Annotated in this window: 16 protein-coding genes and 1 tRNA gene; 7 read left to right on the top strand and 10 right to left on the bottom strand. The window is 66.2% G+C overall.

Annotated features, from left to right (window positions below; all coding sequences use genetic code 11):
* Window positions 1-13 precede the first annotated feature (13 nt).
* The 3 genes from EU800_RS15945 (at window position 14) to EU800_RS15955 (ending at window position 2,115) form a co-directional block, all read left to right on the top strand.
* Entirely contained in the window at window positions 14-913 is a 900-nt protein-coding gene (locus EU800_RS15945; protein WP_129634031.1) for an NAD(P)-dependent oxidoreductase, read from the top strand.
* Window positions 910-1,815, top strand: coding sequence for an NAD(P)-dependent oxidoreductase (locus EU800_RS15950; protein WP_129634032.1), 906 nt, complete (start codon window positions 910-912; stop codon window positions 1,813-1,815). The genes EU800_RS15945 and EU800_RS15950 overlap by 4 nt, the downstream gene beginning before the upstream one ends.
* A 223-nt stretch (window positions 1,816-2,038) precedes the next feature.
* Window positions 2,039-2,115, top strand: a tRNA-Asp gene (locus EU800_RS15955).
* Window positions 2,116-2,289: 174 nt separating this feature from the next.
* Here EU800_RS15955 and EU800_RS15960 read toward each other — a convergent pair.
* Window positions 2,290-3,417 carry an NAD(P)/FAD-dependent oxidoreductase gene (locus tag EU800_RS15960; protein WP_207209924.1) on the bottom strand — a complete coding sequence of 376 codons (1,128 nt, stop codon included), beginning with the start codon at window positions 3,415-3,417 and terminating at the stop codon, window positions 2,290-2,292.
* A 329-nt stretch (window positions 3,418-3,746) separates the two neighbouring features.
* Between EU800_RS15960 and EU800_RS15965 the strand changes: the two genes are divergently transcribed.
* Window positions 3,747-3,995, top strand: coding sequence for a ParB N-terminal domain-containing protein (locus tag EU800_RS15965; protein WP_129634080.1), 249 nt, complete (start codon window positions 3,747-3,749; stop codon window positions 3,993-3,995).
* 85 nt (window positions 3,996-4,080) lie between these two features.
* Here EU800_RS15965 and EU800_RS15970 read toward each other — a convergent pair whose 3' ends face one another.
* Window positions 4,081-4,635, bottom strand: coding sequence for a histidine phosphatase family protein (locus tag EU800_RS15970; protein ID WP_165354693.1), 555 nt, complete (start codon window positions 4,633-4,635; stop codon window positions 4,081-4,083).
* A gap of 79 nt (window positions 4,636-4,714) precedes the next feature.
* Window positions 4,715-5,650, bottom strand: coding sequence for a polyphosphate kinase 2 (gene ppk2 / locus EU800_RS15975; RefSeq protein WP_242500602.1), 936 nt, complete (start codon window positions 5,648-5,650; stop codon window positions 4,715-4,717).
* A gap of 425 nt (window positions 5,651-6,075) precedes the next feature.
* On the opposite strand from ppk2, the gene EU800_RS15980 reads away from it, so the two are divergent.
* Window positions 6,076-6,426: a hypothetical protein gene (locus EU800_RS15980; protein WP_129634034.1), complete on the top strand. Its 351-nt coding sequence runs from the start codon at window positions 6,076-6,078 to the stop codon at window positions 6,424-6,426.
* A 66-nt stretch (window positions 6,427-6,492) separates the two neighbouring features.
* On the opposite strand, the gene EU800_RS15985 is transcribed toward EU800_RS15980, so the two are convergent.
* Both EU800_RS15985 and meaB read right to left on the bottom strand, forming a co-directional pair.
* A complete protein-coding gene (locus tag EU800_RS15985; protein ID WP_129634035.1) occupies window positions 6,493-7,401 on the bottom strand; it encodes a DMT family transporter in 909 nt (302 codons plus the stop codon).
* A 1-nt stretch (window position 7,402) separates the two neighbouring features.
* On the bottom strand, window positions 7,403-8,398 hold the full coding sequence (gene meaB / locus EU800_RS15990; protein WP_129634036.1) for a methylmalonyl Co-A mutase-associated GTPase MeaB: 996 nt from the start codon (window positions 8,396-8,398) through the stop codon (window positions 7,403-7,405).
* 204 nt (window positions 8,399-8,602) lie between these two features.
* Between meaB and EU800_RS15995 the strand changes: the two genes are divergently transcribed.
* Entirely contained in the window at window positions 8,603-9,307 is a 705-nt protein-coding gene (locus EU800_RS15995; RefSeq protein ID WP_129634037.1) for a DUF3108 domain-containing protein, read from the top strand.
* Between the two features lie 61 nt (window positions 9,308-9,368).
* Here the strand turns inward: EU800_RS15995 and lpxB are convergent, their stop codons facing one another.
* The 5 genes from lpxB to EU800_RS26910 all read right to left on the bottom strand — a co-directional run bounded on the left by lpxB (window position 9,369) and on the right by EU800_RS26910 (window position 13,008).
* Window positions 9,369-10,538: a lipid-A-disaccharide synthase gene (lpxB, locus tag EU800_RS16000; RefSeq protein WP_129634038.1), complete on the bottom strand. Its 1,170-nt coding sequence runs from the start codon at window positions 10,536-10,538 to the stop codon at window positions 9,369-9,371.
* Between the two features lies 1 nt (window position 10,539).
* Window positions 10,540-11,346, bottom strand: a complete 807-nt coding sequence (locus tag EU800_RS16005; protein WP_129634039.1) for an LpxI family protein — start codon at window positions 11,344-11,346, stop codon at window positions 10,540-10,542.
* A gap of 8 nt (window positions 11,347-11,354) precedes the next feature.
* Window positions 11,355-12,152 carry an acyl-ACP--UDP-N-acetylglucosamine O-acyltransferase gene (lpxA, locus tag EU800_RS16010; protein ID WP_129634040.1) on the bottom strand — a complete coding sequence of 266 codons (798 nt, stop codon included), beginning with the start codon at window positions 12,150-12,152 and terminating at the stop codon, window positions 11,355-11,357.
* Between the two features lie 2 nt (window positions 12,153-12,154).
* On the bottom strand, window positions 12,155-12,634 hold the full coding sequence (gene fabZ / locus EU800_RS16015; RefSeq protein WP_129634041.1) for a 3-hydroxyacyl-ACP dehydratase FabZ: 480 nt from the start codon (window positions 12,632-12,634) through the stop codon (window positions 12,155-12,157).
* A 227-nt stretch (window positions 12,635-12,861) separates the two neighbouring features.
* The gene (locus EU800_RS26910) at window positions 12,862-13,008 is read right to left on the bottom strand and encodes a hypothetical protein (protein WP_165354694.1); all 147 of its coding nucleotides are present in this window, start codon (window positions 13,006-13,008) and stop codon (window positions 12,862-12,864) included.
* A 269-nt stretch (window positions 13,009-13,277) separates the two neighbouring features.
* Between EU800_RS26910 and EU800_RS16020 the strand changes: the two genes are divergently transcribed.
* Window positions 13,278-14,240, top strand: coding sequence for a CorA family divalent cation transporter (locus EU800_RS16020; RefSeq protein ID WP_129634042.1), 963 nt, complete (start codon window positions 13,278-13,280; stop codon window positions 14,238-14,240).
* The last annotated feature ends 57 nt before the right edge of the window (window positions 14,241-14,297 follow it).

Consider the following 14,297-nt stretch of genomic DNA (forward strand, 5'->3'; position numbering starts at 1 on the left):
CTTGGAGGTGAAGATGCGAATCCTGTTCACCGGCGGATCCGGCAAGGCCGGACGCCATGTCTGCCGCTATTTGCGCGACCAGGGGCACCGGGTCGTCAATGTCGACCTGACGCCGCTTGGCGAGCCGGGCATCGACAACCTGACCGCCGACATCACCGACTCGGGCGCAATGTTCAACGTGATGACCAGCTATGCCGATTTCGACGAGCTGGAGCCGGGCACCGGCGTGCCGCGATTCGACGCGGTGGTTCATTTCGCCGCCATCCCGCGGATCCTGATCGCACCCGACCACGAGACCTTCCGCGTCAACACGATCGGCACCTACAACGTGATCGAGGCAGCGGTGAAGCTTGGCATCCGCAAAATCGTCTTCGCCTCCTCCGAGACCACCTATGGGGTCTGCTTTGCCGATGGTGTGGCCGATCCCGAATACCTGCCCGTCGACGAAGAGTACGACGTCAACCCGATGGACAGCTACGGCCTCTCCAAGGTCGTCAACGAGAAGACCGGCCGTACATTCCAGCGCCGGTCGGGCGCCGACATCTACGGGCTCCGTATCGGTAACGTGATCGAGCCGCACGAATACGAGACGCTGTTCCCCGGCTTCTTTGCAGACCCGGCGAAGCGCCGGCGCAACCTCTTCTGCTATATCGACGCGCGCGATCTCGGCCAGATCGTCGACCTCTGCCTGAAGACGGACGGCCTGGGCTTCCAGGTCTTCAATGCCGGCAACGACAGCAACGGCATCAACCTGCCCAATACCGAACTCCTCGCCCGCTTCTTCCCCGACGTGCCGGTCACGCGGGCGCTCGACGAAACCGAGGCGCTGTTTTCCAACCGGAAGATCCGCGAGATACTGGGCTTCCGCGAACAACACGACTGGCGCAACTACGTCCCGGAGGACACGCAATGAGCAAACCCGTCATCGGATTTATCGGCATCGGCCTGATGGGCCACGGCATAGCCAAGAACATCCTCGAAGGCGGCTACCCCCTCGTCACCATGGCGCACCGCAACCGCGCCCCGCTCGAGGATCTGGTGTCGCGCGGCGCGACCGAAGCGGCGGGCACGGCGGAGCTTGCCCGGCAATGCGACATCATCTTCCTCTGCGTCACCGGCTCACCGCAGATCGAGGCATTGGTCCGTGGCGCGGATGGAATCGCGGCCAATGCCAAGCCGGGGAGCATCCTTGTCGATTGTTCGACGGCCGATCCCACCAGCACCGAGGGTCTCGCCGAGGAGCTTGCCGAAAAGGGCATCTCGATGGCCGACGCACCACTCGGTGGCACCCCGGCCCAGGCGGAGGAGGGCGAGCTCTCGGCGATCGTCGGCGCCGACCCGGAGACCTTTGCCCGCATCGAGCCGGTTCTGGCGACATGGGCCGCCAATGTCCTGCATCTCGGCCCGGTCGGCCAGGGTCACAAGATGAAGCTGATCAACAATTTCATCTCGCTCGGTCAGGGTGCGCTTCTCGCTGAGGGCATGGCGATGGCGCGCAAGGCGGGGCTCACCGTCGAGCAGTTCCACACCGTCATCGGTTCGAGCCGCATGCATAACGGCTTCTACGACACTTTCATGAAATGGACGCTCGAACACGACGAGAATGCCCACAAGTTCACCATTTCCAACGCCCACAAGGACATGCGCTACCTCGCCAGTCTCGCCATCGCCACCGGCGCGGTGACCCCTGTACAGGCAGCGCTGCGCAATGACCTCTGCGCGATGGAGGCGGCCGGACAGGGTGGACGTTACGTGCCGATGCTTGCCGATTTCATCGCAGAGGTGAACGGTCTGGACACGGAAACGTCGGAGTGAACGACTGCGTCCGGCCGGCGAGGTCCCGGAACGGCGTCCTGCGGACGCCCTCCGGAGCGCGCCGGGCCATCGGGGAAGGGCACAACGCCGAAGTCGTCGGGCGTTCCGAAGCAAGAGGCGGGCCGTCGGGAAAAAGCCTGAAAAGGCCGCTTGACGCCGCCCGCCCCGCGGCCTAGAACGCCGCTCACGCCGCGCGGCACAGGCTGTCGCAGGCGTACGGCGAGCGGTTGTAGCTCAGTTGGTTAGAGTGCCGGCCTGTCACGCCGGAGGTCGCGGGTTCGAGCCCCGTCAACCGCGCCATCGCCACCCGGACAAAGGGCCCCTGCCTCGGCGGGGGCCTTGTCGTATCGAACCACCCCAACTTCGCCTCGGCATCGCAGACAATAATTTCAACGGGTTGGCGAAGTTCCTCCCCTCACCTCTCGGAAGCCTCCGGTTTGTGGAGCTTCTCCGGTACGGCGCGCCTCAGGAACCTCAACGCCCGAACCATCGCGCGGTGCGGACAGTGCCAAACTCCTCCTTGTGGGTGCGTCCCTCGAAAGAGGGAGCGTGGTAGACGGACTTGAGAGACGGGCCCGTCAGGAAATCCAGGTCCGCCCAGCCAAGGCGGCCGTCTCCGAACTCGACAAGGCAGCTCCCCGTGCCGGTGTTCGGGCTCGGCACGCCGCCACGTGTCTTGGCGAGAATGGAACTTGCCACGGCGCGGGCCTGGCTCTCCGCGAAGGATCCAGCTTTCGGCAATCCGGTCTTTGCCACGTCGCCGATGGCGTAGACGTTGGGCACGGATGTCTCCATCGAACTCAGGTCAATCGGAATCCATCCACCCTCGGTCAGCCCGCTGTCGATGACGACCTCGGGGGCCTGATGCTTGGGAACACCGAGGAACAAGGCACAGGGAAGCTCTGTCCCGTCGTCGAGCACCGCCGTCCCGCGATCCGCTTCAAGCGCCATTACCGTTCGGGACAGGAGCACACGAATTCCTGCCGCCTCGAAGGCCTCCATCAAGGCTCGCGAAAGGTCGGCGGAGGCGGGCATCGGGCTCGACAGTGGAGAGACCAGCGTGATCTCGCACTGGTCCCGCACGCCCCGTTCGGTCAGGTAGTGGTGGAGCGTCAGGGCGCATTCGCTCGGCGCCGGCGGGCATTTGTAAGGAAAGCCGCAGATCCCCACAATCGCCGGACCTTTCGAAAACCCGGGCAAAACCTCGCGCAGCCGGTTTGCCCCGGGCACCGAGTAGAACTCGTGGCCGTGCTCGGCCAATCCAGGGGTCGCGGCGATGTCGAAGTCGGTACCAAGAGCGATCACGAGGAAGTCGGCCGAATGGACGCCTTGGTCTGTCGTCACGCGTCGCGCCTCCGGATCGATGGCGGTGATCGTCTCCTGCACAAGACGCACGCCGGGCCGGGCAAAGCTGCGATAGGGAAGGCGCACCGCCTCCAACGTTGCCCCGCCGAACATCACGTCGAACTTGGAGTAGCCGAAGACAAAACTGTCGCCCTTGTCGATCAGGGTGACGTCCGCTTCCTCTCCCATCGCTTCCGACAGAAGAGTAGCCAGTTCCATGCCGCCGAACCCGGCTCCCAGTACAAGAACTCGAGACACGGTCTTATCCCTTTTCGGCAGGTACCGTCATCGGAGGGGTCCGCAGATTGCAGGCTGTCTCCGGGATGAGGTTCCGGTTGCATTCCCGCACAACGCTAGAGGGCTACATGCCGGTGCGGCAAGCCGTCTTTGACTTTCGCTGTGCTTCGGGACCGCCGCGGACAAGATTTCCGTGCGACAGAATCGATTATGGGCATAGCATTGGCACGGGTCCCGTCTGCCAGGGACCATCGCTGCGCGTATCTCCGGGCCGGTCCGCGCCCGGACGAATGATCGGCGGTATCGACCCGTGGCCACATCGGATCTCGGACGTAAAGAAGGGCTCGAACGTGCTTGAAAAGAAGAAATACCCGATCGCAGAGATCTATGTGCCCACCAAACGGAAGAAGACCCTCGAACCTGCCAAGGTCGAGGCGCTTGCCGAGAGCATCATCGATATTGGCCAGACGACCCCGATCCGCTTACGGCAGGGCAAGGGGCGTTACGTCCTGATCGAGGGGCTGCATCGGCTCGAGGCGCTTCGTGCATTGGGAGAGGAGAGCGTCGAGGCCTATCTGGTTCACTCCCGGTTGCACTAGAACGATGAGCGTCCTCCGAAGTGCCGAAAGCGCGCCGTCGAAGCGAACGACTTTCCGTGGGGGCGGCGGAAGACCCGGGGCCGCTTTAGCGCTCCAGCATGTCCACCCTGCCCTCTCGCGCGCGGTAGACGACACCCTGCCGGTCGTCCAGAAGATCCGTTTCCTCGATTGAAAGCCCGAGGATTGCGCCGCGGAGAAGCTGCGAGGTGACGCCATGCGTGACCACGATCGACGCCGCGGGGACGGCCGCCAGAAAGGATGCGACCCGCGCCTGCATCTCCTCGAGACGCTCGCCGCGGGGGGCGGAGAACTTCCATAGGAAAGAACCCGGATTCGCCCCGGCATCGGGCGCGGCACGCAGGATATCGTCATATCCGAGCCCCTGCCAGTCGCCCATCGCGACCTCGGCCAACCGTGCGTCGGTGATCGGCCGTACCTCCGGGAGCGCCAGTTTCGCCGTCTCGAGTGCCCGCCCCTGCGGACTGCAATAGACCGGCAGACTCGCGGCGCCGGCCGCGCGAAGGATTTCACCCTGCCGGACCGCCTGTGCCCGTCCGCGTTCGGTCAGAGGAGAATCCAGCCCGCCCTGCATCCGTCCAAGGACGTTCCAGACCGTCTCGCCATGGCGCAGAATGAACATCGTTCCCTCGATCGGAGTTGTCTGCCCGACACTGGGTTTCAGCCAGGGCGAACCCCGGCTGTCGCCCGCGTTTACGGTGTCAGTAGACCTTCGGAACATAGAGCTCGTCGGGAAGCACCTTGCGCTCGTAATCGGGATTGTATCTCCGCTCCGGCAGCTCGACCTTCTCGTGCTCGACAGGCTCGTACGGGATCTTTGTCAGGATATGCTCGATGCAGTTCAGCCGCTCGCGCTTCTTGTCGTTCCCTTCGACGATATACCACGGCGCCTCGGGGATGTTGGTGCGGGCGAACATCTCCTCCTTGGCCTTGGTGTATTGCTCCCAGCGAACGCGGGACTGAAGGTCCATGGGGCTCAGCTTCCACTGCTTCATCGGATCGTGAATGCGGACCTGGAACCGGAGCTGCTGCTCGGCATCGGTGATCGAGAACCAGTATTTCAACAGGATGATACCGTTGCGGACCAGCATCCGCTCGAATTCCGGCACATCGCGGAAGAACAACTCGACCTGGTCCTCGGTCGCAAACCCCATCACCCGTTCAACGCCGGCACGGTTGTACCAGGAACGGTCGAAGAGAACGATCTCGCCGCCCGCCGGCAGGTGGGGAACGTAGCGCTGGAAATACCAGCTCGACTGCTCGCGACGGTTGGGCGCCGGCAGCGCCACCACGCGGGCCACGCGCGGATTCAGACGCTGGGTGATGCGCTTGATCACCCCGCCCTTGCCGGCCGAGTCGCGCCCCTCGAACAGGATGCAGACCTTAGCTCCTGTCGCCTCGACCCAGTCCTGCACCTTGATCAGCTCCGCCTGGAGCCGCAGCAGGTTGCGGAAATAGACACGGCGGTCGAGCAGGTCGGGATGCGCGTTGCGATAGATCTTGCGGATCTCCCGGCTCAGCATGGGTTCGGAGAATTCCAGCTCGAAGGTCTCGTCCAGCGTTTCCTCGAGCTCGGCCTCGAGCCAGTCCTTGTGCATGTCGTCTAGCGGGTCGTCGTCGTACTGGTCGTCCATCATCTGCCATCCATCCTGAAACCGTCCGGCGCCGCCGAAGCGCCGCCGCATCCGCGCCTACCACCTGATTGTAACAAGTCAAGCCACGCGCCCCGACCCGCTCCTGCCCGGCGGCGAGGCTCCAAGCGCGCTGCAGGTATTTCGCAGTGTTTGTCGGCGCCGGTTCCAATTGGACCACAGTCCTGGGGTTATATCCTCGTGCAGTGTCGCAAAGGGGGCGTCGTCAGGTCGCTCCCGCGCCGTTCCCCATTTCATTGCGACCCGACTTAGCATGGCCGGCGAAAGTGTGAGATTGTGAGGAAAATGTTTAAAGCAAATGACGTCAGGACAGACACGCAAGTTTTTCGCAGGAGGCGCCCCGCACCGACATCTGCGAGACCTGCACCCAGACCGCGCTGGAGCAGTTCCTCGAAGCGCTGGACGCCTCCATGGCACCGCTTCTCAACCTGACCGGACTGTCGATGCTCAACCCGCCCGAAGCCGTTGTCGAGACGGAACTGCTGGAGCCCGATGGCTCGAACACCCGATACCTGTTGCGCGGCCGGGCCGAAATCGAGGGCTATTTCGAAAGGCTTTCGGAACGGCTGGCCTCCACCCAGCATGTCGAGCGGGATCGCGGCATTCGAGCAAGGCGGGCGCTCTGGAGCGGAACCTTCCGCGCCATCCGGGTTTCGAACGGCGCGCCGATTACGCTCAATGCAAGCTACAGGCTCGAGTTCGACGAGGCCGGCCTCGTCATGCACCAGTCGACCCGACTCGCGCCAAGCCGGTCGCGCTGAGCCGGAAGCCCGATATCTATGGGAGTTGGTGTGCGGTCGGAGTAATGCCTCCCGGCCGACGGGCCGTTAGAGATCCATGCCTTGCGGACCCGCCGCAACGAGCCGCTCGGCCCGAGCCGGCCGGCGCAGCATGATATAGAGCCCGGAAGCGAGGATGATCGCCGCACCGCCCCAGGTCATAATTCCCGGCCGCTCGCCGAAGACCGCGATGCCGAGCCCGACGCCAAAGATGAGCCGCGTGTAGCGGAAGGGAGTGACCGCCGAAACCTCGCCCACGCGCATCGCCTGGGTCAGCGCCGAATAGGCGGCGATGCCGAACCCCGTGCCAGCGAGAAGCGACAGCACCGCAGAAGTCGCCGGGACTGCGGCGCCGCCAGTAACAGCAAGAAGCAACAGGCCGGTGGGGACCAGCACCGAGAAGCCGCAGAGGCCGATCTGGGCGAAGGAGAGGCTTCTGGGCGCGGCCCGGGTCGCGAGATCGCGCCCGGCAAACCCGGCCATGCCGAGTATGGCGACGACCGCGGTGGCGTCGAACCCAGTGGCACCGGGCCGGAGGATCAGCAGCACGCCGCCGAACCCAGCGCAGATCGCCAGCCAGCGCCCCGCCCCCACCCGCTCCCTGAAGACCATCGCGGCGCCGGCGACGACGACGAGCGGCGTCGCCTGAAGGATCGCCGAGGCAGTCGAGAGGGGCGTCAGCGCGATGGCGAGCGTGTAGAAGAGCCGCCCGCAGCATTCGAACCCCGCCCGCAGGACCATCGACGGTGCGAGCATCGCCGGGTGCAGCACCGGCTCGCTGCGGAGCAGGGACAGCGCGGCGAAGCCGATCGTGCCGAAGAGGCCGAAAAGCGCGATCACCTGACCGACCGGCATCTGCGCCGAGGCGGATTTGAGCAGCATGTCCTCGAGCGCGAAGCCTGCCATCGCCGCGACCATGAACCCCGCGCCGACCAGGTTGTCGGACAGGTTGCGCATCTCAGTCGAGCGCAGCTGGGTCTTCCCCGAGCAACCTGAGCATCTCCTGCGCCGCAGCGGCAGGGGCAAGCTCCCCTTCCGCGACGAGCCGGCCCAGAGCGTCCATCCGGCGACGCGCCTCGGTGGAGGCCGAGAGCCGGGCCAGCAGGCCCTGCCGCACCTCCTCCTCGAACCAGTGCCGCGCCTGCCGGGCGCGGCGGGCGTCCCAATGACCGTTCTCCCGGCGCCATTCCGCCAGCGCGGTCATCTCGTCCCAGGCCTTTTCGAGGCCGTCGCGCGCCACGGCCGAGACGGTCATCGCCTTTGGGAAATCCTTCGGGTCCTCGGGACGTTTCCGGAGCAGGTGCAGGGCGCCGGCGTAGTCGGCGCAGGTCCGCATCGCAACAGGCTTCAACTCGCCATCGGCCTTGTTGACGAGGATCAGGTCGGCGATCTCCATGATGCCGCGCTTGACTCCCTGGAGCTCGTCGCCACCCGCGGGTGCCAGCAGCAGCAGGAAGATGTCCGACATCTCCGCCACCATCGTCTCGGATTGCCCGACCCCCACCGTCTCGATCAGCACCACGTCGTACCCCGCCGCCTCGCAGAGCGCGACCACTTCGCGGGTCCGCCGCGCAACGCCGCCAAGCTGGCTCTGGCTCGGACTCGGGCGGATAAAGGCGTTTGGGTTGCGCGATAGCTCCTCCATCCGCGTCTTGTCGCCGAGAATCGAACCGCCCGAGCGCGCCGAGGAAGGGTCCACGGCAAGCACCGCGACCTTCAGTCCGCGCTCCGTGAGCATCATGCCGAAGGCTTCGATGAAGGTCGATTTGCCGACACCGGGCGTGCCCGACAGGCCGAGCCGGAGCGCCTGCCGCCCGTTCCCCGCGATCTGCCTTCCCAGCTCCACGGCCATGGCCCGGTGATCGGTGCGGTTGCTCTCCACAAGCGTGATCGCGCGTGCCAGCGCCCGGCGCTCGCCCGCCAAAACCCGTTGTGCAAGATCGTCGATATCCATCCACTCGTCCCCCGGTTTCGTTCCGGACCCGTCTTTCGGATGCCGAGGGCCAAATGTCCAGAACCGTCCCCCCCGGGCGTTTCGCCGCGCGGGCCGGCGCAGAACAGCGGAGAGCCTCGCGCTATCCGATAGCCGCGCCGTGCTGTTGACCTGTGCGACGTTTTGCGGCCCCTTGCTGGCAGATATCACTGCAAAGGATCCCCAATGCGCCGGCCCCTCATCGTCGCTGCCCTGCTGTTTCTCTCCCTGCCGGCTTGCGCCGAGGATGGCCAATTCTCGGTCTCGCTCTCCGGCATCCCCGCGGGCGTGCTCGCCTACAGCGGGTCCGAATCCGGCGGACGCTACACCACCCGGGGCGAGGCCGCCTCGACCGGGCTGGCGCGCGGGCTCTACCCGACGCAGGTGACCACGGTCGCCTCCGGTCGGGTCGAAGGAAACCGCTATACCCCTGAAATCTACAAGGAATCGACGACGAAAAAGGGCGAGACCAAAACCACCGCCTTCCGCTATTTGAACGGCCGGCCGGAGATCACCAAGAATCCGCCAGACACGCGGCGCAAATCCTATCACGCCGATCCCCAAGGGCAGGCCGGCACCGTCGACCCGATGACCGCCGCATACGCGATCCTGCGTGACCGCCCCGCGGGGCTCGCCTGCAACCTCGACATCTCGCCCTATGACGGCCGCGAACGGACGCGCATCCGCCTCTCGGGCGGAAAGCGGGAGGGCGACACGCTCACCTGCCCCGGCACCTATTCCCGCGTCGCAGGCTTCTCGGACAAGGACATGGCCGAGCGCGTGCACTGGCCGTTCACCGTGGTCTACAGCATCCTTCCCGACGGCACCCACCGGGTAAGCAAGGTGACCGTCCCGACAAGCCTTGGCAAGCTGCGCATGACCCGGCACTGAGCCGGCGCGCCGCTCCTCGTGGCGGAGATCCTGCCGCTTCCGACACTGCGCCAGCGCCTCCTCAGGGCGCCGCGCCGAGCCCCTCGAGCACCGCGCGAGCCGCCCGCAGGCCCGGCGCCTCCTCGCCCGCTCCCAGCCGGTCCATCGTCAGCCGCATCGCGGCGCGCTGTGCCTGCGGCCGTTCCAGCGCATCGAGCAGCGCCGGGGCAAGGTTCCCGGCACGGCACATCCGTCCGGTGAACTCGGGCACGGCACGGGTTTCCGATACCAGGTTCACCAGCGTCACCGTGTCCACCAGCAGCATGCGCTCGACCATCATGCGGGTGAGCCAGTTTGCGTCGTAGCCGATCACCATCGGCGTCTCCGCCGCCGCCAGTTCCAGCGACACCGTGCCGGAGGCCGCAAGCGCGACATCCGCGGCCGCGAAGGCGGCGCGCTTTTCCGCCGTGACATCGCTGTTTGCTCGTCCGCGCGGATCGAGCAGGATCGGCGCGCCGGGCCAGTCCGCGAGCGCCGCCGCCATCGCCTCGGCCTTTGCCGCAACCGTCGGCACGACGATCCGCGCCTCGGGCCGCCGGGCCAGAACCTGCGCGAGCGTCTCGCCGAAGACCGGCGCAAGCCGCTTGATCTCGCTTCCCCGAGAGCCCGGCAGGGCGAGGATCAGCGGTGCATCGGCGGGGATTCCGCGGTCGGACCGGAATGCCACCGCCTCTTCCGCCGTCGCCTGCGGTTCGGCCACGATCGGGTGGCCGACGAAATCGCATCGCATGCCATGCGCTTCCATGTAGGGCGGCTCGAAGGGCAGGAGCGCCAGCACCTGGTCGACCGACGGTGCCATCTTCGCCGCGCGTTCCGGACGCCACGCCCAGACCGTCGGGGCGACGTAGTGGACAGTCCGCTGCCCGGGCTGGCGCTCGCGCACCTCGCGCACGAGCCGCAGGCAGAAGGCCGGCAGGTCGATGGTGATCAGGACATCGGGCGCGAAGCGTTCCACCGCCTCGACAGTCTCGAAAAGCCGCCTCCGCAGCGACAGGTATTTCGGCAGGATCTCGACGATCCCCATCAGCGACAGTTCCGACATCGGAAAGAGGCTCTCGAGCCCCGCCGCTTCCATCTCCGTGCCACCGATGCCGCGAAACGTCACGTCCGGCGCCAGCTCTCGCAGCCCGGCCATCAGCGCCGCTCCTAGGCGGTCGCCAGACGGCTCTCCCGCGACGATGAAAACCCGCATCTCAGCCGCCTCTCGGTCGGACCCAGAGGAAGAGCCCGGCCGCATCGGCCGCCTCAAGCGCCGCCTCCCGATCGAGCAGGATCACGCCGCCGGCTTCGATCACGACGCCGCGCAGACCGGCCTCGCCGGCCGCGCGGATCGTCGCCGGGCCGATGGTCGGAAGGTCGACGCGGCGGTCCTGACCGGGCTTTGGCGCCTTGAACAACAGTCCGCCCTCGGGAAGCCCGTCCGGGCGATGACGGAGCGAGGCGAGCATCCAGTCGGTGCCGGGCATGGCCTCGATCGCCAGCGCCTGACGGCGGGCGACCACACAGGCCTGACCGACATCGGCCGCGCCCATCGCCGTCACGATCGCCTCGCCGCGGGCGGCGTCCTTGCGGTCCTCCGGGCCGGGCTGGGCGCGCGTCGGCACGCCCGGTTCGGGCAGCAGTTCGGGCAGGATCTCGTGGGCGCCGCGCACCGCCATTCCGTTCTCCTCGAAAAGCGCGATCAGCTCGCGCAATGCTCCATCGTCGCCCTTGCCAAGCGCGCGCACAAGCCGCGGCACCAGCAATAGCGTCGGAAAGTCGAGATATCTCAGGCTCAGCTTCGGCCGCGTGATACCGCCCGCGAAACAGACCTCGTGCACGCCCTCCCGCCGCAGGCGGCGCACCAGCCCGCCGAGGCTCTCGAGCCGAAACCGGATATCCGGCGGTACCGCCTCTGGCGCACCGGAATAGGCGCAGACCATCAGCTCCCGCCCCGCCTGGCGCCAGCGCTCGGCCAGAAGCTCCGGCAGGCGCCCGTTTCCGGCGATCAGGGCCAGCATGCGCCGCCCTATTCCGGCATGTGGAAGCTGCGCTCACTGTCGCCGCGGATGAAATCGACGATCTGCTGCACGTAGTCGCTGTCCGATGCCTCGCCGAGCGCCGCCGCGCGCTCCTGGAAGGTGCCGCCCTCGGCCGCCAGTGCCTTGTAGGCGGCGCGCAGTTCGGCGATGTCGATCCGCTCCAGCCCGCGCCGCTTCAGCCCGATCAGGTTCAGCCCGACGAGGTGCGCATCATCGCCCTGCACCATGCCGAAGGGAATCACGTCCTTCACGACCTTGGAGAGGCCGCCGATGATCGCGCCCTGGCCAATCCGCACCCATTGGTGCACGCCCGAGATACCGCCGATGATCACGTCATCCCCGACGGTGACATGGCCGGCAAGGCCGGAATTGTTGACAAGGATCACCCGGTCTCCGACCTGGCAGTCATGCGCGACGTGGCTGCCGGCCATCAGCAGGCAGTCGTCTCCCACCCTCGTGACGCCCCCCCCGCCCTCGGTGCCGGGGTTGATCGTCACATGTTCGCGGATACGCGTGCGGGCACCAATCAGGAGGCAGGTATCCTCTCCGTGGAATTTCAGGTCCTGCGGGATCTCGCCGATCACAGCAAAGGGAAAGACCACCGTGTCGTTGCCGATCGTGGTGTCGCCGGTGACCACGACATGGGACTTGATCACCACGCCTTCGCCGAGCTTCACTTTCGGCCCGATGACCGAGAACGGCCCGATGCTCACACCCGGCCCGATCACCGCCCCCTCATCGATGACCGCCATGGGGTGAATGCGGGCGGTTGCGTCGATGGCCATGCTCAGCTCTCCGCGGAATCGGTCTTGGGCAGTTGTACCATGGCGGAAAATTCCGCCTCTGCGGCAAGTTCGCCGTTGACGATGGCGCGCCCCTCGAACTTGCCGATGCGGGACCCGGCGCGTTTCACCTCGACATGCAGCTCCAGCACGTCGCCCGGCACAACCGGCCTGCGGAACTTCGCCTTGTCGACGGTGGTGAAGTAGATCATCAGCTGCTCGGAGATCCCGCGCGAGAGACCGATCAGCACCGCCGAAGTCTGTGCCATCGCCTCGATCACCAGCACGCCGGGCATCACCGGGTGGCCGGGGAAATGGCCCTGGAAATGCGGCTCGTTGAAGGTCACGTTCTTGATCCCGACGGCGCTCTTTCCGGGGTCGATATCGCGCACATGGTCGATCATCAGGAAGGGGTAGCGGTGCGGCAGGATCTTGAGGATCTTCTCGTGATCCGCCTCAAGCAATGCTTGGATCTCTTCGGTCATGTCTCAGGCAGCCTCGTTGTCGTCTTCCGGCCGCACCCGCGGCTTCCGGGCGTCCTACACTGCGCGTTGCCTCGCGGCAAGCGACGCGGTCGGAGCGGGATGACGGAGGACAGGTCCCCGGCGCGTCCCGGCAGGGCCTGCGGCTGCGTGATCCTCTCCGGGAGGACGTCGCGCAGGAAGATCTCTACAGCGCTGGCCGCCACGAGGGCAGCGGCGGCAAGATCGCCTTACGCTTCGGGACCAGTATCGAGGAGCCAGCCACCGGGACCGGCGACGCGATCGGGCAGGAACGCGATGAGCGTTTCGTGCACAATGCAGGTAGCGAAGAATGCGGTGAAAAGATCACCCATCGAAATCTGTGCGAGCCATTCCATAACGGTCTCCTTCTAAAAAATACTCCGCTGAGAGTCGCTTTTAAATGGGGCGGGCTCGTGACGAATGATTGTGAAAACTCGTACATTCTCGCCTGTCCCGAAGCGCAAGCGTCAATGGGCGGAGCACCGAAGAGATCTGGAGCCCGGCTCGGAACCGAAACGTCTTGCGAAAGGCGCACAGGAGGCCGAACCCGGCGATCAAGTCTTGGACGATCCTTGGCCGCGGTATACCCAGTTGAAGGTTCCCGCCCGTCTCGCAGGTCCGATCCATGCTCTACGCCTACCGATCCACCGAAACCACCCTCGACCCGATCGACCCGGCCGGAGCCGGGCTCGGCGACGCCGTCTGGATCGACCTCTTCCTGGCGCGGCCCGAACAGGTTGCGGCGGTCGAAGCGCTCGGGGTCCAGGTGCCGGAGCTTGCGGACATGGAGGAGTTGCAGCTCTCCAGCCGGCTCTACCGGCTCGGCGGGGCGAATTACATGACAGTCGTGCTTCCAGGGATGTCGCCCGACGGCCGCCGCCTGTCGCTCCCGCTCTGCCTCGTGCTGGGCCCGGAACGGCTCGTGACCGTGCGCTTCCACGCGCCCGAGGCGCTCGCCGCCTATCCCGAACGCGCCGGCAAGAGCGGGGCCGGCTGTGGGTCGCCGGCACGCATCTGTCTCGGCCTCGTCGAGGAGATGGTCGACCAGCTCTCAGACACGCTGGAGGAGATCGGCCGCGCGCTCGACACGACCTCCGGTGAGGTCTTCGATGGCGGCAAGCTCAACCGGACCGTGATGCTGCAACGCGCGCTGGAAACCACCGGCCGGTTCGGCGTGCGCATCGGCGCGGCGCGCCATTCGCTGCTGACGCTGGAGCGCGCGATAAATTATCTCGAACAGTTCCCGACCGGCACGGACGACCCGAAGACGATCCGGCACTTGCTGCACGGCCAGGCGCGCGACATCGCGGCGCTCTCGGTCCATGCCGACTACCTCGCCGCCCGCGCCTCTGTGGTGACCGACGCGACGCTCGGGATGATCGGGCTGGAGCAGAACAAGTCGGTCTCGATGCTCTCGGCGCTTGTCGCCCTGTTCGCACCGGCGATGCTGATCGCCTCCATCTACGGGATGAACTTCACCTGGATGCCCGAGCTCGACAGCAGGTGGGGGTTTGCGCTGGCGCTGGCCGGGATGGGGATCTCGGGCATCGCCACCTACATCTTCTTCCGGAGACGCGGATGGATGTGAGGCCGAAGGTGCAACATGGACATCGGGCGAAGGCGCGCGGGCTCGGAACTTGTTCCC

The sequence above is a fragment of the Tropicimonas sp. IMCC6043 genome, assembly GCF_004146235.1.
Lineage (GTDB): Bacteria > Pseudomonadota > Alphaproteobacteria > Rhodobacterales > Rhodobacteraceae > Tropicimonas.